We start from the raw sequence: 18,526 nt of genomic DNA, 5'->3' as shown, positions 1-18,526 counted from the left end.
TTCAGGTGGGCACGAAACCGCAATATTGATCACGACACCACACAGGCCCTAGTACTGCAACGGTCTTTGCTCTGATGGTTGGGCAGTTTCGGGTGGCAGGTGGCCGCGTTGTTTGTAGTGGCTGAGTCGGGCCTGAAACTGTCGGCGGCGTCGCCAGTGGGACCAGTGCAGGACATGCTCGACGGGGGTGGCCTGCCGGTGTGTGAGTCGGGTGATCAGACGTCGGAGCTCGGGCAGACTGAGGGGGACGAGGCCGGAGGATCCGTTTCTGCTTTGCCGGCGTCCAGTTCGCGGGCCCGCAGAACGGTGAGGCAGGCGTGGGCGGCCAGGGCGAGAGTCATGTGTCGGTGCCAGCCGGGGTAGCGGCGGACCTGGTAGTCGTCCAGGCCGCACTCCTGCTTCGCGGTCTGGAAGCACTCCTCGACTGCCCACCGGCTGCCGGCGACGTGGATCAGCTGGTCGAGGGTGGTTTCCGCGGGGCAGTAAGCGATGTAGTAGGAGATCTCCTCAGGCCTGCGGACGCTGCGGCGGGCGATCACCCAGTGACGGCGGTCGTCTCGGTGCCAGGGGCGGACCTCGACTCGGGCCCAGTCGAAGACGCGGGGTCCGTGGGCGCCGTCGCCGCAGGAGCGGCGCTTCCACTTCTGCCGCGGCAGCCCGGGAAACAGGTCATGGACGGGATGGTCCATGGCCCAGCGGGTGACGACGGTGTCGTGCCGGGTGGTGGCCATGACATGGAAGACGTCAGCCCGCTCCAGCTCCGAGCGCCAGCTCTTGGAGAAGCCGTAGCCGGCGTCCGCGGTCACCCACCCGAACGGGATCTTCTCCGCGATGGCCCGTCGGACCATCGCCCTGGCTGTTGCGACCTTGGTCTCGAAGACGACCGTGTCGTCGATGCCGGCCCGCCGGCACCGGTCCCGGTCCTCGGTCCAGGACGCCGACACGTAGAGACGCCGGTCGATCAGGGTGCGACCGCGACAGGACGCATAGGCCAGAAAGACTCCGACCTGGCAGTTCTCCGTCCGGCCGGCCGTGCCGGAGTACTGCCGCTGGACACCGGCCGACCGGTCGCCCTTCTTCAGGAACCCGGTGTCGTCCACGATCAGCACCGCATCCGGATCGCCGAGGTTCTCAACGACGTACTCCCGCACGTCGTTGAGAACCTCGTCCGCGTCCCAGTCGATCCGGTTCAGCAGCCGCTGGACCCTGTCCGGACCCGCATGCCCGGCCTCCTCCGCCAGCGTCCAGCCGTTCTTCCGCTCCAGCGGAGCGATCAGGCCCCGCATATGGGCAAGGGCCGTCTCACGCGGCTCCGACCTGGAGAAGCGGTGCACAAACCGCTCATGCAGAGCCTTCAGTTCACCAGCCCACGACCGGGCCTGAACGCGTTCCCCACCCATGACCAGCCCAACGACCCACCTGCCCAACCGTCACGGCAAAGACCGTTGCAGTACTAGGCCGTTCCCAGTCCGGACTCGCGGATCACCTAAGGCCAGCCGATTCTTCCATCCTTGTGCCGCGCCTCAGCAGCGGATCACAGGCGGGTAGGACAGTCGGCGTTCGGCGGTGCGCTTCTCCTCCGCGATCCGCTGCCGGTCCCTGATGCGTGCGTCATCGAGGGCCTCTGCGGACACAGGCTCGCCACAGGTGATCGCTGCCGTGTCGCCGAGGGGGGCCAGGGTGTACCGGATGGGGGAGCGGGTCGCGCGCGTCGGCAGGCGCAGGCGGGCGACGCCAGCCGGGAGTTCAGCGCGCAGCGCTCCGTGCCAGCGGATCCACAGTGCGGGACGCCCACGCAATGCCTCGTCGCGGAGCTTGTCCACGGCGGTGCCGAAGTCCTCGCGGTCGATCTCCACCGCGATCGGGGGACAGTCTTCGCGGAGTAGACGAAAGTCCAGATAGGCGGACCACGACGGCCTCCATAAGGTCCGGCAACCCCCGCCCACCTGGCGTGGCGGGTCGATGTAGCGCATGGGCTCTTCCGCCTGGCGCTTCCAGCCTGAGGCCTTCGCCTAGCGCGTGTCTCTTTGATCGGTTGGTCAGTTGATCGGATGTGTCCGTCCGATTAGTGATCACCGATGCGATGTGGGACCGGATCGAGCCGCTGATGCCGGCCGATCCGGTCCGTGGCAGGCGATGGGCCGACCACCGCCGCACTCTTGAGGCGCCATCGCCTGGAAGTACCGCACCAACTCGCCTTGGCGGGACCTTCCCGACGAGCTCGGTCCGTTCCAGACCGCCCACAAACGGCTGATCAGGTGGGCCGTCGATGGCACCTGGGAACGGATCCTGGCTTCCGTCCTGGCCGCGGCGGACGCCGCCGACGACATCGACTGGACCGTCTCGGTCGATTCGACCGTCGTCCGGACCCACCAGCATGCCGCCGGAGCACTCAAAAGGGGGAGGCGCGACGCCGGGAGCCGGCCGATCACGCACTCGGACGCTCCCGCGGAGGCCTGAGCACCAAGATCCACCTGGCGGCCGACGGCCGGGCCCGGCCCCTGGCCTTCACCGTCACCGCAGGCCAGGCCGGTGACGCACCGGCCTTCGAAGCGGTGATGAACCGCATCCGCGTGCCCCGCACCGGCCCGGGCAGGCCCCGGACCAGGCCCAGCGCTGTCCTGGCCGACCGCGCATACTCCTCACGCGCCATCCGGGCCCATCTGCGACGCCGGGGAATCCGCGCGGTCATCCCGCAGCCGTCCGACCAGATCGGCCACCGCCGACGGCGAGGCCGTCACGGCGGCCGCCCGCCCGGCTTCGACCCCGAGGCCTACAAGCAGCGGAACACCGTCGAACGCTGCATCAACCGCCTCAAGCAGTGGCGCGGCCTGGCCACCCGAACCGACAAACTCGCCATCGCCTACCAGGCCGCACTCCACCTCGCCAGCATCCTCATCTGGACCCGCCACTGACCAAAGAGACAGAACCTAGTCGACGGCGGCGGTCAGCGGCAGCAGTGCGGGGCGCTTCGCGGTGCGGCCGTCGCCGGAGGAGCGGCCGCGCAGGCGGCGGCCCAGCCAGGGGCCGAGGAAGGCGGCCGCCCAGCGCAGTTCGGCCGTCACGGTCGAGGCGCCCGGGGCGGTCGGCAGCGGTGGCAGCGGGTGCGTCCAGGTGTCGTCGCTGCCGGGCAGGCCGACGGCGTGGGCGAGGGCCGCGGCGATCCGTTCGTGCCCGACGGGGCTGGCGTGGAGGCGGTCCGTGGTCCACATCCGCGGGTCGGTCACGGCGACCGGCCGGGCGGTCTCGGCGACGGCGACCCCGTGGCGGGCGGCCGCGGCGCGGATGCGGTCGTTGAGGTCGGCGATGCGCGGGGCGACGGGTCGGGCGAGGGGCACGAGCACGCTGAGGTCGGGGAAGGTCACCGTCGCCACGCGGGCCCCGGTGGACGTGAGCGCTGCGAACATCTCCTCCAGGTGCCCGGCGACCTCCGCGGCGTCGAACCGCGGCCGGAGGATGTCGTTGACCCCGGCGACGACGGTGGCCAGGTCGGGGCGCAGGGCCAGGGCGGGGCCCAGCTGTTCGGCGCGGACCTGCCCGGCGAGACGCCCCCGCACGGCCAGGTTGGCGTACCGGAGACCGGGGTTGACGGCGGTGAGGTGTTCGGCGAACCGGTCGGCGAAGCCGCGCAGGCCCACGGTGTCGTCCCCGTCGCCGAGGCCTTCGGTCTGACTGTCGCCGAGGGCGACGTAGCGCAGGTACTCACCGTTCGGCACGGGCCGACCTCTCCTTCAGGATCGCCGCGCTCCGGCGGCACCAGTCGCGGTGTCCCTGCTCGAAGGCGAGGCCGCGCAGGCCGGTCAGGTACCCGCCGATCCGCTCGCCGTGGAGCAGGAACTCCTCCTCGTCCATGTCGCCGCGCATCTTGCGCAGCACCCTGCCGAGGAGCTCGATCTTGGCGTCGGCGGCGAGCGCGCGCGCCTCGAGCTGCGCGATCACCGCTTCGATGCCGATCCGGTCGGCGGTCTGGACCTTGACGAGGAGGTCGTCACGGATGACGGAGGACTTCAGCGGGGCCGCGGCGAACTCCTCCAGCTCGGTGCGGCCGGCCTCGGTGACCTGGAAGAGGCGCTTGTTGGGCCGGGTCTCCTGGACCACCTCGCGTCCCTCGACCAGCCCTTCCTTCTCCAGCTTGGCCAGCTCGGCGTACAGCTGCTGGGGCAGCGCGTGCCAGAAGTTCGAGACGCCGATGTCGAAGGACTTCGCCAGCTCGTAGCCGCTGAACTCGCCGTCCAGCAGAGCCGCCAGTACGGCATGTCGCAAGGCCATCGCGGTCACCCCTTCCCCTTCCTCGCCGACCCCTGCATCATACTCATGAAAGTGACTAGTCAGATTCTTGAGTACCAGGAGGGGTCATGGAGACTGCCGAACGCTTCCGCGCCGCCGTGGAGAAGCGGGATCTCACCGCGCTGGAGGACCTGTTCACCGAGGACGTCCGGCTCTACAGCCCGGTGAAGTTCACGCCCTTCGAGGGCCGGCCCATGGTCCTGGGGCTCTTCGGGGTCCTGCTGCGCGTCTTCGAGGACTTCCGCTACGTGGGCGACTTCGAGGGAGCGGCCGAGACCAGCGCCGACGGCGCGCAGGCCCCGGCGGAGGTCCTGCTCTTCCGGGCCGCGGTGGACGGCCGGGAGATCCACGGGATCGACCTGCTCCACTTCGACGAGGCGGGCCGCATCAAGGAGTTCACCGTGATGGTCCGCCCGCAGTCCGCCGTGCAGGCCCTGGGGCAGGCGGTCCTCGCCGGCCTGGTCGCCGACGGCCTCGCGTAGAGACCGGCACCGGTGGCGGAGGTCCGGCCGGACGGCGGTCGCACGGCCGGCCGGACCGTTGTTCCTAGCCGGAGACCGGACGCAGGACCAGGGTGAGGAAGCCGAAGCCGTCCCGGTAGCCGCGCAGCCATTCCGTACGCCGGGCGGTGGCCGTCCGCAGGACCTCGGCGGCGTCCGGATCGTCCGGGTGGTCGAGGGCCCACGAGGCCAGCGAGCCCAGGCAGGACCACTCGTACGCGTCCAGTTCCTCGCGCGTGCTGACATGCCCGTGCACGGGAGCCCACCCGTCGGCGACGACGAGGTCCACGGTGGTCGCCAGGTCGTGCAGCTCGCCGAAGATCTCGACGGCCTCAGGCGACGGAGCGCGGTCCCAGAAGCTCTCCCCGAGCAGCACGCGGCCGCCGGGAGCCAGGTGCTCCCGGGCCGCCGCGAGGGTCGGCAGGAGGCCGCCGAAGGCGTGGGTGGCCCCGACGCTGAGCACCAGGTCGAAAGGCCGGTCGGAGACGAAGTCCGCGGCCTTCCGCCGGTGCACGACGAGACGTTCCCCGACGCCGAGCAGGCTCGCCGACCGGCGGGCCTGCTCCACCGACTCCTCCGAGGTGTCCACGCCCTCGGCGTGCAGGGCGGGGTGCGTGGTCAGGGCGCGCAGAAGCCACTCCGCGGTTCCGCACCCCAGGTCGAGCACCCGCTCGCCGTCGCGCGGTGCGCCGTGTTCGAGCAGCCGGCGTACCGATTCGTCGCCGAGCGGGGCCTTTATGGGGTGGTCGGTGTGGGCGATCCTGGAGATCTGTTCATGATTCACCGTGGCAGCCTGCCAACGCCGGAACCCGCGCGCACCCCATTTCCGTCCGGGTTCCGGACCCACTTCCTAGTGGTCGGAGGACCTCCGCTCCCAGGCCCGCGCGAACATCTCGTGGAGGGGTTCCGTCGGCAGCACCCGGCCGAAGGGGGCCCGGACCGCGTTGCTCCACAGCGGGCGCACCTGGTGGGCCGCCAGCTTCACCGTCTCCAGGGGCAGGTTCGGGGCCTTCAGTTCGGTCCATTCCCCGGGCAGGAACACGGTCCGGCCCGCCCGCGCCCGCTTGGCCTGGACGACCGCGCCGGTGGCGAGGAGTTCCGCCTGGACCTCCTTGTGCCGCTTGGCGGACCAGCCGTTCCACCGTCGGACGTTGCGGTCCGTGGGGGCGGCCAGTGCCGCCACCTGCAGATACAGCGCCGCCGCGGCCGCGCTGACGCCGAGCTCACCCGCCACCAGCGTGACCAGCTCCGGGCAGGACCGGCGCGGATCCGCCTCGTACGCACCGGCCGGCACCGGTCCGGAGCGGGCGCGGAGCATCATCCGCTCCAGCCCGCCCCCCGCCAGCAGCGGCGCCGTCCGGTCCAGCTCCTCCGCGAGGTCGGTGACCTCGCGCACCCGCCGCCACACCTCGGGGTCGGCGACCGCCGCGGGCCGCAGGAACGAGGCGCCGCCGGGCGCGCACACCACCAGGGGGCCGGAGTCGTACGCGGTCACCGGAGCCGGGCCGTCCTCCTTCCGGTCGTCCATCGCCACCGGCAGCAGCCCGGGCCCGAACCGCTCCGCGATCCGCGCCGAGGTGTCCTGGACCCGGCCGCCGGACAGCGCCAGCAGCAGCTCCGGACGCGCCAGTTCGGCCCGCAGCCGCTCGTACACGTCCAGTGCTCCGGCCACCGCCGGATCCCCGACGGGCCGGTCCGTCCAGGCCCACACCAGCGCGCTCGCCATCCCGAGGAGGTCGAGGCCGACCCGGGTGCGGTACGGCAGTCCGGGCCCGGCCGGGGGCACGGCCCGGACCTCCACGCCGATGCCGTACGGGGTCGCCGCCAGCTCCCAGCCGGCCGCGTCCACGGCCGCCTCCACGGCCGGGTTCCCGGGAGTGTCCGTGGCGGCCTCCCAGCCACCCGCCAGCCGCCGGGCCCACACCTCGCCCAGGCCCAGGTCGCTCTCCAGCGCGTCCGCCGCGCCGTCGTGCACGGCGGGCAGCGCCCCGAGCAGCTCCCGCCACACTCCGGCCATCCGCTCCACGGCCGCGTCGACCCCGCCCGGCCGCCACAGCTCGGCCGGGTCCTCGGGCAGGGCCGCGGCCAGGACGGCCCGCTGCCCGGCGCCCCCGAGCCGCGCGCGCAGTTCCTCGTACGCCCCGGCCGTCATCGCGGTCGCCCGGTACGGGGCCCGGCACACCAGGGCACGGTCCTCGTCCCGGTCGGCCCGCCCGACCAGACCGGCCACCACGAGCCGGGCCACGGCCCGCCGGACACCGGTCAGTTCCGCGAAGCGCGCCGCCGCCGACTCGGGCACCGGGACCGGCCCGTGCGCCTCGACCGCCGCCACCAGGGCCCGCAGCCGGGCGGCGTCGTCGCGCCGCACCCGGACCGGTTCGGCCTGTGCGAGCGCCGCCGGCACCGGGTCGCCCTCCGGCTCCCCGGTGGCGGGCGCCACGAACCAGCACGCCGACCCGCCGCCCCGTACCGCGGCGGACGCCACGGCCGTCCCGCCCGCCCGCAGCCCGTCCAGGTCCGCGGGGCCGGTCGTCCGGCCCACCCACCACCCGCTGCCCGCCCGGGCGAACGGCTGCTCGGCCCAGGTGTCGAGCAGCGCGAGCAGGGCGGCCCGGTCCGCGTCCGGGGTCGGTGCCACCGCCGCCCGCCACGCCACGGCGTCGATCGAGCCCAGCAACTGCGACCAGTCGTGCGGCGGTGCCGGTGGCGACAGCCGCCGCACCTCCTCGACTATGGTTCCGGCCAGGCAGGCACCGTCGGCGGCCAGCGCGCCGAGCGTCGCCGGCAGAGCCACGTCCGGGGTCCGCCGGTGCGCGTCGGCCCCGTCGTACGAGACCAGGCCGAACAGCGCGGGCAGCAGCTCGGTGTCCCGCGCGGACCGGCGCAGCACGACCGGCGGGGCCTCGGCGAGCAGGGACACGCGCCGGTGCAGGGCCAGCCGCCGCTCCTCCACCCGGGCCGCCCGCCCGGCCACCGCCACGACCGCCCCGGCCAGTACCGGGTCGGTGACCTCCGGCAACTCCCGGGCCACGGCGGTACGCAGCGCCTCCTCGCCGGTGAGGGCGGCCGCCAGCAGCGTCCGAGCCGTCCGCGGTCCCACCTTCCGCAGCGCGCGCGACCCGGCCGCGTCACGCGTGCGCAGCAGGTACCAGAAGGCGGGCGGCAGGGCCACGCCCCCCGACACGGTGGCCTGCCGGGCCGGCCGCACCCGCGGGTGCTTGGGGGAGCGGTGCCCGTCCAGCTCCCACAGCAAGGAGCCGTCGGCGGTGTACGCGCGCACGCCCGTAGGGGTCTGCGCCTCGGCCAGGACCACGTCCTCCACCGCACCCTCCGGCGCGGCCCACAGCCCCCAAGGCTCCTGACCCGGCCGGTCGATGTCGAAGCGCGCCGTGCGCCCGTCCACGCTCTCCACCAGATAGTGGTCGGGCGCGTGGTCGCGGTGCCGGGTACGGAACAGCACCCGGGTCCCGACCAGCCCGTCCCGGCTGCCCAGCGGGGAGCCGGACAGTCCGGCGGGCAGCGGTGCCAGCTGCAGTGCCTCGGAGCACAGGCTCATCCCCGCCTCGGACGGCTCCGCGGCGGGATCGGTGCCCGGGGACCGCCCGGGGAAGTCCGGCAGTGCCACGGTTCCCCGCCGCTCCCCGGTGACCGGGTCCACCACCTCCCACGGCTTCCGCCCGTAGATGGCGTTGGTCCAGATCCGCGAGCCGTCGCCGATCAGCAGCTCCTCGCTGTCGATGCCCTCGGTGCCGCCCGGACGCAGCACGCGCAGGCCGCTGTGGCGCCCGCCCCCGTCGGCGGACTCGAACTGGAAGCCGTAGGCCCCGTCCAGGCTGCCGCCGAACGGCACCATCCCGCCCAGCTCCGCGGGCGCGAACGGCTCCTCGGGGCGGTCGGCCCAGACGGCCGTGTCGCAGAAGTACGGGTTCGGCTCGAGGGTCCAGCTCACCAGGAAGGAGCCGCCCACGTAGTGCACGGCGAACAGGGTCGCGTCCTCGGGAACCGTGAACCGGCAGGAGCCCCGCTCCCCGTCCGGGGCGACGGCGACCGCCCGGTCCCGCCCGAACACCGTCAGCACCGGCCAGGTGCAGGTCACCCCCGCCACGCCCGGCAGCGCACCGTCGGCCGCCCCCTCCGGTGTGCCCGCCCGGACGGACTCCGAGAACCCCGCGTACACCGACTCCAGGGCCGGCCAGGCCAGTTCCTCCGGCAGCCCCGCCGCCAGCGAGCGCCGCAGGGTGTCCGCCACGTCCGCTCCGCCGAGGGCGTCGACGATCCCGCCGAGAGCCGTCACCGTCGGCCGGTCCAGCAGGGTCTCCAGCTCGGCCGCGGCCTCCTCGGCTCCCGCCATGCCGCCGCCCCCGACCGCGGCGACGAGCTTGCCGACCCGCCCGGCCACCTCCTGGGCGATGCCCTCGTTGCCCGGCAGCAGCGTCACCGCGGACCCGGTGCGACGTCCCCGCGCGGCCCAGTGGTCGGGGAGCAGGTCGGCATGGACCGTCCCCTCCAGCCGGGGTCCGAACACCGGGTCCGCGGCCAGGGCGACGAGGTCCCGCCGGGACCGTTCCCCCCAGAACCGCATCCGGACCTCCGCGCCCGGGTCGACCACCACGGCCCCGGCCGCCAGGCAGGCGTCCAGCACGTCCGCGTCGAAGCCCTGGTAGTGGTACCGGGTGGTGTGCACCTCGACCGGGGTGCCCGCCGTCCGAAGCCGCGGCCCCAGCCGGCCGATCACGTCGAGGAACTCCGCCGGCAACGGCTGCCGGGACACCCCGCCGCCGGACAGCGCGTATTGGTACATGCGCACGAACCGGCCGACCCAGTGCGCCGGCCCGCCCTCCGGCACCACCCGCCCGGCCGCCATCGCCTCCGTCGCGCCGCAGCCGATCAGCATCCGAAGCCAGGCCCCGCCGTCGGTGACCCCGTCCGGAAAGACCTCGACGAGTCCGGCCAGGACGGCGTCCGCCGGCGGATGGGCCGTCAGGACGTCCTCCGCGGCCGCCAGCAGCGCCTCGGGCACCGATTTCCCGCGGGTGACGGACAGGATCGCGCCCACCATCCGCGCGGCCTCGGCGTCACCGTGCCCGGCCGCCCTGGCCGACGCCCGCACCCGGCGCACCAGATCCGCCGGCAGGTCCGCCCGCGAGCCCGCCCACGCCGTCAGGAAGGCCTCCAGGGCCGTGTGCGCGGCCGCCGGGTCGAGCGTCTCGACGAGGAAGCGCTGATGGGCTCCGAACTCCTTGGCCGGCATGGCTCCGCCCGCCGCGAACAGCAGGGCGTTGGCCCGGCGGTAGCCGGGATCCACCGGCAGCCCGTGCTCGGCCTCGGCCGCGCGCGCCGCCGCGTAGGCCCGGCCCCCGGGCCGGCTCCCGTACCCGATCAGGCGATGGCCCACCGTGTCCCAGAACCAGGGCAGGTGGGCCGGTGGCAGCCGCCGCGCCCACGCCGTCATCGTGTCGACGAACCGGCCGGGCTTCCCCTGGGACCGGCCGAGCTCGGTGTACATGTTCTCGTTCAGGTCCCGCGCGGCCCCGGCCGCACCCGGATCATGGGCGGCGACCCAGTCGGCGTACGTGGTCGAGGCGTGCGGACGGGAGGCGGGCAGCAGGGCGTCGAGCGAGACGATCATGCCTCGCATCGTCGCACGGGCCTGTGACACCACCCGGCCGGGGCGGAGCGGCCCCGGTCCGGCCGCGGCCCCGGGGCCGTCGGGCCACGGCCTCCTGCCCTTCCTCTAGAGTGCTTCCGTCCCGTACACGTGACTGTGACCCCGGCCGGGCGGCGCGTGCCGACCCGCGCACGGGCCCGAGCGAGGAGCAACCGTGACCGACCTGGCGTCCATATCCCTGCAGCAGGAGATCGCCCGCGATCTCCAGGTGAGCGCGTCCTTCGACGTCCGGCAGGAGATCGAGCGCCGAGTGGCCTTCCTCGCCGAGCGGCTGACCTCCACGGGCCTGCGCGCACTGGTCCTGGGCATCAGCGGCGGCGTGGACTCCACGACCGCGGGCCGACTGTGCCAGCTCGCCGTCGAGCGGGTGCGCGCCGCCGGGCACGAGGCGACGTTCTTCGCGATGCGACTGCCCTACGGCACCCAGGCCGACGAGAAGGACGCGCAGCTGGCGCTGGACTTCATCCGGGCCGACCGGGTCCTGACCGTGGACGTGAAGTCCGCGAGCGACGCCGCCCTGGAAGCGGCGCTGGCCGGCGGCACGGTCTTCCGCGACGCGCACCACCAGGACTTCGTGCACGGCAACATCAAGGCCCGGCAGCGCATGATCGCCCAGTACGCGGTGGCGGGCGCGCACGAGGGCCTGGTGGTCGGCACCGACCACGCGGCCGAGGCGGTCTCCGGCTTCTTCACCAAGTTCGGCGACGGCGCGGCGGACGTCGTCCCGCTCACCGGCCTCACCAAGCGCCGGGTACGCGCCCTCGCGCAGGAGCTCGGCGCCCCCGCCGAGCTGGTGCACAAGACCCCGACCGCGGACCTCGAGACCCTCGACCCGGGCAAGCCCGACGAGGACGCGCTCGGCGTCACCTACGACGACATCGACGACCTCCTGGAGGGCAAGCCCGTCGCGGGGACCGCCTTCGCGGCCATCGTCACCCGCTACCGCCTCACCGAGCACAAGCGACAGCTGCCCATCGCCCCCTGAGCCGCCCCGCGCCGGCCCGGCGTTGAGCCGAACGGCTCAACGCCGGGCCGACGGCGGGCCCGCCCCGAGGGGTCGCACCTATGGTGGGAACGACCTCATGACCGGTGGTGGCGCGCGAACAGGTGGCTGTGGACGGATCCGGGATCGACTATCACGCCGTGTTCCACGCCCTTCCGGGCGCGGTCGCGCTGCTGACCCCCGACCTCGTGTACCTGGACGTCAACGACTCGTTCCTGGAGACGTCCGGCCGCACCCGCGAGCAGCTCATCGACCGCTACCTCTTCGACGTCTTCCCCGACAACCCCAACGATCCGGCGGCGAACGGCGTGCGCAACCTGCGCGCCTCCCTGGAACGCGTGGCGGCCACCGGGGAGTCCGACAGCATGGCCGTCCAGCGCTACGACGTCGAATACCCCGACGGGTCCGGGGTCTGGCACGAGCGCTACTGGAGCCCCGTCAACGTGCCCGTCCTCGCCCCCGACGGCACCGTGGCACTGCTCCTGCACCGTGTGGAAGAGGTCACCGAGCTCATCCGGGCCGGCGCCCGCGGCGGCGGCGACCACGCCCAGGTGCTGGAGGCTGAGATCTACACCCGTGGCCTGGAGCTCCAGGAGGTCAACGAACGCCTGCGCCGGGCCCACGCCCACGAGCGCGAGGTGGCCCTCCACCTCCAGGAGGCCCTGCTGCCCGCGCCGCGCCCGCTCGGCCACCACCGGGCCGCCGTCCGCTACCGGCCCGCCACCATGACCCTGAACGTGTGCGGCGACTGGTACGACCTCGTCGACCAGCCCGGTCGCACCGCCGTGGCCGTCGGCGACGTCGTCGGCCACGGACTCGGGGCGGCCGGCGTCATGGGCCAGCTGCGCAGCGCCCTGTCGGCCGCCTCCCACGTCGCCGAGGGCCCGGCCCAGGCCCTGGAGGTCCTCGGCCTGTACGCCCGCTCCATCGACGGCGCCGAGTCCACCACCGCCGTGTCCGTCTTCATCGACTGGGACAGCCGCACCCTCACCTACAGCAGCGCCGGCCATCCCCCGCCCCTGCTCTGCCACCCCGACGGCACGGTCACTTTCCTCGACCGGGCCACAGACCCCCCGCTCGGCGCCCGGCCCGAACACGCGCCCCGCCCCGAGGACCGGCTCGCCTTCACCGAGGGCTCCACCCTCGTCCTCTACACCGACGGGCTCATCGAACGCCGCCGCGAGGACATCGACGTGGGCCTCGGCCGGCTCGCCGACGCCCTCGTACGACACCGCACCGCCGAACCGGACGCCCTCGCCGACGCCCTGCTGGCCGGTCTCATCCCCGCGGGCGGCATCACCGACGACACCGCGCTGGTCGTCCTGCGCCTGTGAGGCCCGCCGCACGCCGGGTAATACGAAGGCGTCCACGGTCCCCGGCTGCGTAGGCTCGGCCCATGCCGAGCCCAGCACTCCAGCGCGTCCACACCTTCCTCTCGGACTTCGCCCGCCGCCAGGCCGAGCGCACGACGGCCCTGCCCGGCGGATTCGCCGTCCACGACGACACGTTCGCCCAGTCCTATGCGAACAACCAGGTCGTCATCGACGCGGCCGTCGACCCCGAGGCACTGCCCGCCCTCGCGGAGGAAGCCCTGGGACATCTGCCGCACCGGCTGATCTCCGTACTCGACGACGACACCGGGCGGGCCTGCGCGGGGCCGCTGATCCGGGCCGGATACACCCACTCCACCTACCTCGTCATGCTCCACACGGGCCCGGTGCCGGACGCCGGACCCGCCCGCGAGGTGGACCTCGACGCGTTGCGCGGGCCGCTGACCCGGCGCTGGCGGGGATTCCTCCCGGACGCCGACGACGAGGTCCTGCGCCAGCTCGTCGACCGGCGCGAGGCCCGCCGGCGCGGGGCGGACGTCGTCAGCTTCATCGGCGCCCGAACCGAGGCGGGCGAGGTCGCCTCATGGGCCGACCTCTACGTCGACCGGGCGACCGGCACGGCCCAGATCGAGGACCTGATCACCGCGGAGGCCCACCTCGGACGGGGCTACGCCGACGCCGTCCTGGCGGGCGCCCTGCGCCTGGCCGCCGACCACGGCAGCGACTTCCGCTTCCTGACCGCCGATGCGATGGACTGGCCGCGCCACTGGTACGAGCGTCGCGGCTTCGCCGTCGTCGGCCGCTCGCACGGCTTCGAACGCAGCTGACGCCCCACGCGCCGCGCGCCGCCCGGGCCCGGCCTCAGGGGCGGGGATGGAGAGGGACCGGGACACGGGGCAGGTCGATGCCGAAGCGGGTGCGGTACGCGGCCAGGACCTCGGCGTCGTCGGCCAGGGTCCGCTCGGTCCGTTCCCCGTCGGCCGTGACCGTCAGCACGCGGTCGCTGAGGGTGGTCCGGCCGCTCTCCGTCAGCAGCGAGCAGACCGGCTTGCGGGTGAAACCCGACGCGGGCGAGGTGCTGTGCCACCACGCACCGGTCACGAAGTCGGACAGGACCCGGGGCCGCGTCTCCATCCGGTACCGGGGCACACCGTCCCGCAGGACGTCGAGGTCCCCCTCCGGGCCGCCGGCGGGCACGATCCGGAACACCCCGCCCGGGTCGGCCTGATCGCCGTGCTCGTCGAGGGCCAGCGGGAAGTGGCTGTGGTCGCCGAAGCCCACGTCCGCCAGCCAGGGGCGGCCGTCCTCACACTCCACGCGCAGCGCCAGATGGTCGTAGGGCACGCCCTGCCCGCCGTCCGCCGAGTGCACCCGGGCCTGCAGCAGCTCCACGCGGTAGCCCAGGGAGTGCAGCAGCAGCGCGAACGCGCCGTTCAGCTCGTAACAGAATCCGCCGCGGCCGCCGTGCAGCAGCTTGTCGAGCAGTGCCGCCCCTTCCAGCACGATCTCCTGTCCCAGGTGGATGGACAGGCTCTCGAAGGGGACGGTCCGCAGGTGCCGCAGGTGCAGATCGCGCAGGGCGGCCGCACTCGCCGACCCGGGCCGCTCCGCCCCGATCCGCCGCAGGTACGCGTCGACGCGCGACGCGGGAAGCTCTTCCATCCCGGCAGTCTCGCAACCCCCACCCGCCCCCGCCATACGCGGTTGGACCTAGGTCGTCCGGTCCACCGTGGTGGTACGGGCGGCCCCGGGAAGCAGGAGCGGGGAAGCCAGGACGAGGAGTCCCGCGACCGTGAGCGCGGTGCGCGGGCCGGTGGCGCCGGCGAGCAGACCGGTGAGCGCGGTGAGGACGGCGGTGGACGCCTGCTGGCCGATCGACCAGGCCGACAGGGTACGGGCGACGAGATGCGTGGGGGTGTGTTCGAGCCGGTAGGTGGCGAGCACCGGGGTGTACAGGCTCATGTTGACGATGATCGCCAGCTGGACCGCCATCACGACGAGCAGGCCGACCGCGCCGGGCCGGACGAGGACCAGGCCGATCAACCAGACGGCGCGCAGGGTGCCGGCGGTCCGAAGGACCCGGTGCCGGCCGTGGCGGGCCACGACACCGCGGGCCAGCCGTGAGCCGATGAGCCCGCCGACGCACGGGGCGGCGAAGGCGAGGGCGTACTGCCAGGGCGGGAAACCGAGCCGGCGCAGCATCAGCACGGCCAGCAGCGGTTCGGTGGCCATGATCAGACCGGAGACGAGCATGTTGTTGAGGTAGAGCCCCCGCAGCACGGGATGCCCCATGATGTGCCGCCAGCCGTCGAGCAGCGCGCCCGAGCGGACCGTCGTCCGCCCGGGAGGGCGCGGAGCCTCCTCCCGGTCGCGGATCGTGGCGAGGCACAGCGCGGAGAACAGGTAGCTGAGCGCGTCGGCCACCACGGTGGTCACCGGCCCCGACAGGCCGATCGCCGCCCCGCCCAGCGGCGGCCCGACCGCGATGGAGCTCCAGTTCGTGGACTCGAACCGCGCGTTGGCCACGAGCAGGTCGTCCGGCCGGACGAGGGCCTTGAGGTAGGCGCCGCCGGCCGCGCCGGAGGCGATCCTGGCCGCCGCGACCACGGCCGAGACCACGAGCAGCTGGACGAGACCCAGCCACCCGAGGAAGTGGGCGACCGGGATGGTCGCCATGGCCGCGAACCGCGTCAGGTCCATTGCGATCATGACCGGGCGCTTGCGCCGGAACTCCACCCACGGCGCGAGCGGCACCGCGATCAGCGCGCCGACCGCGGGCCCCACCGCGGACAGTGCGGCCACCTCGGCGGGACCGGCGTGCAACGCCAGCACGGCGATCAGCGGCAACGCGCCGAACCCCAGCCCGGACCCGTAGGCGCTCACCGCGTACGCCGTCCACAGCCGGCCGAACCGTCGGCCCAGCGGTCTCCTGCCCACCCTGCTCAGCGCTCCCACCCGTACAAACCGACGTTGACCCGGGAGAGCCAACCGGGCAGCGCAGCAGCAGGTCAAACAACCACATGACCGGCTGCCCACAACCACCCGTTGTTCACTAAGGTGGATCGACGTGGATCTCGAAGCAGTACGCACCTTCGTCGCCGTCACGGAAGCGGGCCAGTTCCAGAAGGCCGCCGACGACCTGTCGATCACCCAGCAGGCCGTCTCCAAACGCATCGCCGCACTGGAGCGCAGCCTGGGTGTGCGGCTGTTCACCCGCGCGCCCCGGGGCGCCGAGCCCACGATCGACGGGCAGGCGTTCCTGCCCCACGCGCGGGAGCTGCTGCGCGCCGCCGAGCGCGCGGTCACGTCCGTGCGGCCCGGCCGCCGTCCGCTGCGCGTCGACGTGATCGCTTCGCGCGGCGCCCAGGCGGGTCTGATGCGGGGCTTCCACCGCGCCCACCCGGAGATCGACCTCGACGTGGTGATGCTGCTCGAGATCGAGACGGCCCTCGCCGCGATCCGGTCCGGTGCGATCGACGCGTCGCTGCGGGCCGTCGCCGCGCCCGGCCGGCCCCTGCCCGAGGACATCGAGTCCGTCCGGGTGCTCGACGAGCCGCTCCAGCTCCTGACCGGCCCCGCCCACGCGCTGGCGGGCGCCCGGTCGGTGACCGTCGCCCAGCTCGCCGGGCACCGGATCTGGATGCCCGGCATCGTCCCCGGTACCGAGTGGGGCGCCTACTACGACGACCTCGTCGCCGAGTTCGGCCTCACCATCGAGGCCACCGGACCCAACTTCGGCTCCGACGCGCTCCTGGACACCATTGCCGACACCCCGGCCCTGGCCACGTTCATGGGCGAGCACACGCGCCTCATCTGGCCCGCCGGCCACGGCCTGCGCCGCATCCCGGTGACCGACCCGACGCCCGTCTACCCGCACTCGCTCCTGTGGCACCGGGACAACCCCCACCCGGCCCTGGTGACCCTCCGCGCCCACCTGGCCGCCGCTGCGGCCGGCCACGCCGCCGCCGGGACCTGGGTGCCGGGCTGGGTGGTGCCGCGCTGAACGACCCTGCCCGCGCGCGATCCTCAGGGGAGCGCGCTGGTCACTCCGTCGACGACCATCATCCACATGGGCTGGGCGCCCGTGCCGAACGCCGAGGCCAGGGTGTACCCGATCGCCGCGTCCGCCGGCCGGATCTCGAGGTCCTCGCGCCATTCGGCGATGACCGTCTCGTCGCCGTCCGAGGAGAAGTCGCCCAGGTGCACGCCGTCGCGGGTCAGTCGGCTGCTGGGCACGGAGTCCGGGACCAGGCAGTAGTCCGCCCCCTCGTACGTGACGTCCACCCGGTACGAGTTCCTGCTCAGGCGGCCCTTCCCCGGCAGCAGTCCGATCGTCGCGCCGTTGATCCGCAGGGTGAGGTGCGCCGGGTCGCGGGTGCCGATGGCGATCTGCGGGTCCGCCTCGGTCGCCGGGTCGCGCTCCAGGATCACGCGGGGGATCGCCTCGCCCTGGACCTCGATCAGGTCCTGGCCGTCCTGGCGGACGGTGATCGCGCCGAAGCGGGTGTCCTCGATGGGTGCTCGGTCTGTCTCGTTCACAGGTGTGCGTCGCTTCGGTGTGTGAGGTGTGGCGTGAACCGGTGGAAGGCATAAGGGACTTCACGCTTCACGCATCACCTTACCGGTATTGATCATGGTGCGCGGACGCCGGCCAGGTCGCCGCCCGGGTGCCGGGGCTGCCCCGGCACCCGGGCGGCGCCGTGGCTCAGCGGCTGGTCAGGTACCCGCCCATGGAGGTGAAGTAGTCGGTGGCGGGCATCTCTTCGCCCTCCTCGGTCCGTACCCGGGTGATGGCGAGGCCGTGGTTGCGGCCGGTGCGGGCGTCGGCCCCGGCCACGATCACCACGCCTTCGCCCTCGCGGTAGAACACACGGCCGGGCGTGCCCCCGTAGCGCCCCTCGGAGACGACGGCGGCCAGCACTTCCAGACGCTTGCCGCGGTGGAAGGTGAAGGCGGCCGGATAGGGGGCCGACTGGGCGCGGACCAGTCGCTGGAGGTCCTCGGCCGGCCAGTTCCAGTCGATGCGGATGTCCTCGGCCGACCGCTTGTGGAAGAAGCTGGCCTGCGACCGGTCCTGGCGGGTGAAGTCGGTCTCGCCGGCGGCGATCCGGCCCAGGGCGCCCACGGTGACGGGCGCGATCAGGTCGACCGTCTTGTGGAACAGGTCGGTGGCGGTGTCCGTCGGGCCGACCGGTACGGCGCGCTGGACCACGATGTCGCCCGCGTCGAGCTCGTCGTTCATCAGGTGGGCGGTGACGCCCACTTCGGGCTCGTTGTTGATCAGCGCCCAGATCAGCGGTGAGAAGCCGGCGTACTTCGGCAGGAGGGAGTCGTGCACGTTGAGGGTGCCGTGGCGGGGCAGGTTGAAGATGCGCGGCGGGATCCAGGTGCGCCAGTTGTTCGCGACGATGATGTCCGGTTCCGCCTCCTTCAGCCGGGTGAACAGCTCCTCGTCGTCGGGGCGGTTGCGGATGAGCACCGGGACGCCGTGGTCGTCGGCGAGGTCGGCGACCGAGTCGCTCCAGATCTTCTCGTACGCGTGCTCGCTCTTCGGGTGCGTCACGACCAGAACGACATCGTGTTCGGACTCCAGCAGAGCCTGCAGGGTGCGGTGCCCCCACGTCTGATAGCCGAACATGACGACCCGCATGGGGTTCCTCCTTGGAGCGGCGACAGATTTCAAAACGAGTAAAGCAAGCCTTACCTAACTGTGCAACATCCCCTCATTTGAAGAGAG

15 protein-coding genes and 1 pseudogene are annotated in these 18,526 nt (G+C 73.3%); 6 read left to right on the top strand and 10 right to left on the bottom strand.

Features of this window, described 5'->3' with window-relative positions:
- Positions 1–215: 215 nt before the first annotated feature.
- Together ACXNSR_RS02210 and ACXNSR_RS02205 are read right to left on the bottom strand one after the other, a co-directional pair.
- Positions 216–1,400 carry an IS701 family transposase gene (locus tag ACXNSR_RS02210; RefSeq protein ID WP_458640429.1) on the bottom strand — a complete coding sequence of 395 codons (1,185 nt, stop codon included), beginning with the start codon at positions 1,398–1,400 and terminating at the stop codon, positions 216–218.
- 123 nt (positions 1,401–1,523) lie between these two features.
- Positions 1,524–1,856, bottom strand: coding sequence for a hypothetical protein (locus tag ACXNSR_RS02205; RefSeq protein ID WP_458640428.1), 333 nt, complete (start codon positions 1,854–1,856; stop codon positions 1,524–1,526).
- Between the two features lie 227 nt (positions 1,857–2,083).
- Between ACXNSR_RS02205 and ACXNSR_RS02200 the strand changes: the two are divergent.
- Positions 2,084–2,915: pseudogene (locus ACXNSR_RS02200) on the top strand (IS5 family transposase).
- 15 nt (positions 2,916–2,930) lie between these two features.
- On the opposite strand, the gene ACXNSR_RS02195 reads toward ACXNSR_RS02200, so the two are convergent.
- The gene (locus tag ACXNSR_RS02195) at positions 2,931–3,716 is read right to left on the bottom strand and encodes an SGNH/GDSL hydrolase family protein (protein ID WP_458640427.1); all 786 of its coding nucleotides are present in this window, start codon (positions 3,714–3,716) and stop codon (positions 2,931–2,933) included.
- A complete protein-coding gene (locus ACXNSR_RS02190; RefSeq protein WP_458640426.1) occupies positions 3,703–4,269 on the bottom strand; it encodes a PadR family transcriptional regulator in 567 nt (188 codons plus the stop codon). Before ACXNSR_RS02190 ends, ACXNSR_RS02195 begins: the two co-directional genes overlap by 14 nt.
- 86 nt (positions 4,270–4,355) lie before the next feature.
- Here ACXNSR_RS02190 and ACXNSR_RS02185 point away from each other — a divergent pair, with 86 nt between their 5' ends.
- Positions 4,356–4,769, top strand: a complete 414-nt coding sequence (locus ACXNSR_RS02185; RefSeq protein WP_458640425.1) for a nuclear transport factor 2 family protein — start codon at positions 4,356–4,358, stop codon at positions 4,767–4,769.
- A gap of 64 nt (positions 4,770–4,833) precedes the next feature.
- On the opposite strand, the gene ACXNSR_RS02180 is transcribed toward ACXNSR_RS02185, so the two are convergent.
- Both ACXNSR_RS02180 and ACXNSR_RS02175 read right to left on the bottom strand, forming a co-directional pair.
- The gene (locus ACXNSR_RS02180) at positions 4,834–5,571 is read right to left on the bottom strand and encodes an SAM-dependent methyltransferase (RefSeq protein WP_458640424.1); all 738 of its coding nucleotides are present in this window, start codon (positions 5,569–5,571) and stop codon (positions 4,834–4,836) included.
- 66 nt (positions 5,572–5,637) lie between these two features.
- Positions 5,638–10,416, bottom strand: a complete 4,779-nt coding sequence (locus tag ACXNSR_RS02175) for a hypothetical protein (RefSeq protein WP_458640423.1) — start codon at positions 10,414–10,416, stop codon at positions 5,638–5,640.
- Between the two features lie 193 nt (positions 10,417–10,609).
- Here ACXNSR_RS02175 and nadE point away from each other — a divergent pair, with 193 nt between their 5' ends.
- From nadE to ACXNSR_RS02160, 3 genes are all read left to right on the top strand, one after another.
- Positions 10,610–11,440, top strand: coding sequence for an ammonia-dependent NAD(+) synthetase (nadE, locus tag ACXNSR_RS02170; RefSeq protein WP_458640422.1), 831 nt, complete (start codon positions 10,610–10,612; stop codon positions 11,438–11,440).
- A gap of 128 nt (positions 11,441–11,568) precedes the next feature.
- On the top strand, positions 11,569–12,792 hold the full coding sequence (locus tag ACXNSR_RS02165) for a PP2C family protein-serine/threonine phosphatase (protein WP_458643537.1): 1,224 nt from the start codon (positions 11,569–11,571) through the stop codon (positions 12,790–12,792).
- A gap of 62 nt (positions 12,793–12,854) precedes the next feature.
- Entirely contained in the window at positions 12,855–13,616 is a 762-nt protein-coding gene (locus tag ACXNSR_RS02160) for a GNAT family N-acetyltransferase (protein ID WP_458640421.1), read from the top strand.
- A 34-nt stretch (positions 13,617–13,650) separates the two neighbouring features.
- Here the strand turns inward: ACXNSR_RS02160 and ACXNSR_RS02155 are convergent, their stop codons facing one another.
- Together ACXNSR_RS02155 and ACXNSR_RS02150 are read right to left on the bottom strand one after the other, a co-directional pair.
- On the bottom strand, positions 13,651–14,451 hold the full coding sequence (locus ACXNSR_RS02155; protein WP_458640420.1) for an arylamine N-acetyltransferase family protein: 801 nt from the start codon (positions 14,449–14,451) through the stop codon (positions 13,651–13,653).
- Between the two features lie 48 nt (positions 14,452–14,499).
- On the bottom strand, positions 14,500–15,726 hold the full coding sequence (locus tag ACXNSR_RS02150; RefSeq protein ID WP_458640419.1) for an MFS transporter: 1,227 nt from the start codon (positions 15,724–15,726) through the stop codon (positions 14,500–14,502).
- 130 nt (positions 15,727–15,856) lie between these two features.
- Between ACXNSR_RS02150 and ACXNSR_RS02145 the strand changes: the two genes are divergently transcribed.
- Positions 15,857–16,792, top strand: a complete 936-nt coding sequence (locus ACXNSR_RS02145; RefSeq protein WP_458640418.1) for a LysR family transcriptional regulator — start codon at positions 15,857–15,859, stop codon at positions 16,790–16,792.
- Positions 16,793–16,815: 23 nt separating this feature from the next.
- Here ACXNSR_RS02145 and ACXNSR_RS02140 read toward each other — a convergent pair whose 3' ends face one another.
- Both ACXNSR_RS02140 and ACXNSR_RS02135 read right to left on the bottom strand, forming a co-directional pair.
- Complete coding sequence (locus ACXNSR_RS02140) at positions 16,816–17,328, bottom strand: hypothetical protein (RefSeq protein ID WP_458640417.1); 513 nt, start codon at positions 17,326–17,328, stop codon at positions 16,816–16,818.
- Positions 17,329–17,494: 166 nt separating this feature from the next.
- On the bottom strand, positions 17,495–18,439 hold the full coding sequence (locus ACXNSR_RS02135; protein ID WP_458640416.1) for a methionyl-tRNA formyltransferase: 945 nt from the start codon (positions 18,437–18,439) through the stop codon (positions 17,495–17,497).
- Positions 18,440–18,526: the final 87 nt, after the last annotated feature.

The sequence above is a fragment of the Streptomyces sp. NC-S4 genome, assembly GCF_054353315.1.
Note: the sequence above shows the minus strand (reverse complement) of the source record. Positions and strands in the feature narration are given on the sequence as shown.

Bases quoted from the DNA above. Each gene is read 5' to 3' on its own strand.
- ACXNSR_RS02190 (WP_458640426.1), bottom strand. From the start codon at position 4,269: ATGGCCTTGCGACATGCCGTACTGGCGGCTCTGCTGGACGGCGAGTTC.
- ACXNSR_RS02185 (WP_458640425.1), top strand. From the start codon at position 4,356: ATGGAGACTGCCGAACGCTTCCGCGCCGCCGTGGAGAAGCGGGATCTC.
- ACXNSR_RS02135 (WP_458640416.1), bottom strand. From the start codon at position 18,439: ATGCGGGTCGTCATGTTCGGCTATCAGACGTGGGGGCACCGCACCCTG.
- ACXNSR_RS02155 (WP_458640420.1), bottom strand. From the start codon at position 14,451: ATGGAAGAGCTTCCCGCGTCGCGCGTCGACGCGTACCTGCGGCGGATC.
- ACXNSR_RS02210 (WP_458640429.1), bottom strand. From the start codon at position 1,400: ATGGGTGGGGAACGCGTTCAGGCCCGGTCGTGGGCTGGTGAACTGAAG.
- ACXNSR_RS02175 (WP_458640423.1), bottom strand. From the start codon at position 10,416: ATGATCGTCTCGCTCGACGCCCTGCTGCCCGCCTCCCGTCCGCACGCC.
- ACXNSR_RS02160 (WP_458640421.1), top strand. From the start codon at position 12,855: ATGCCGAGCCCAGCACTCCAGCGCGTCCACACCTTCCTCTCGGACTTC.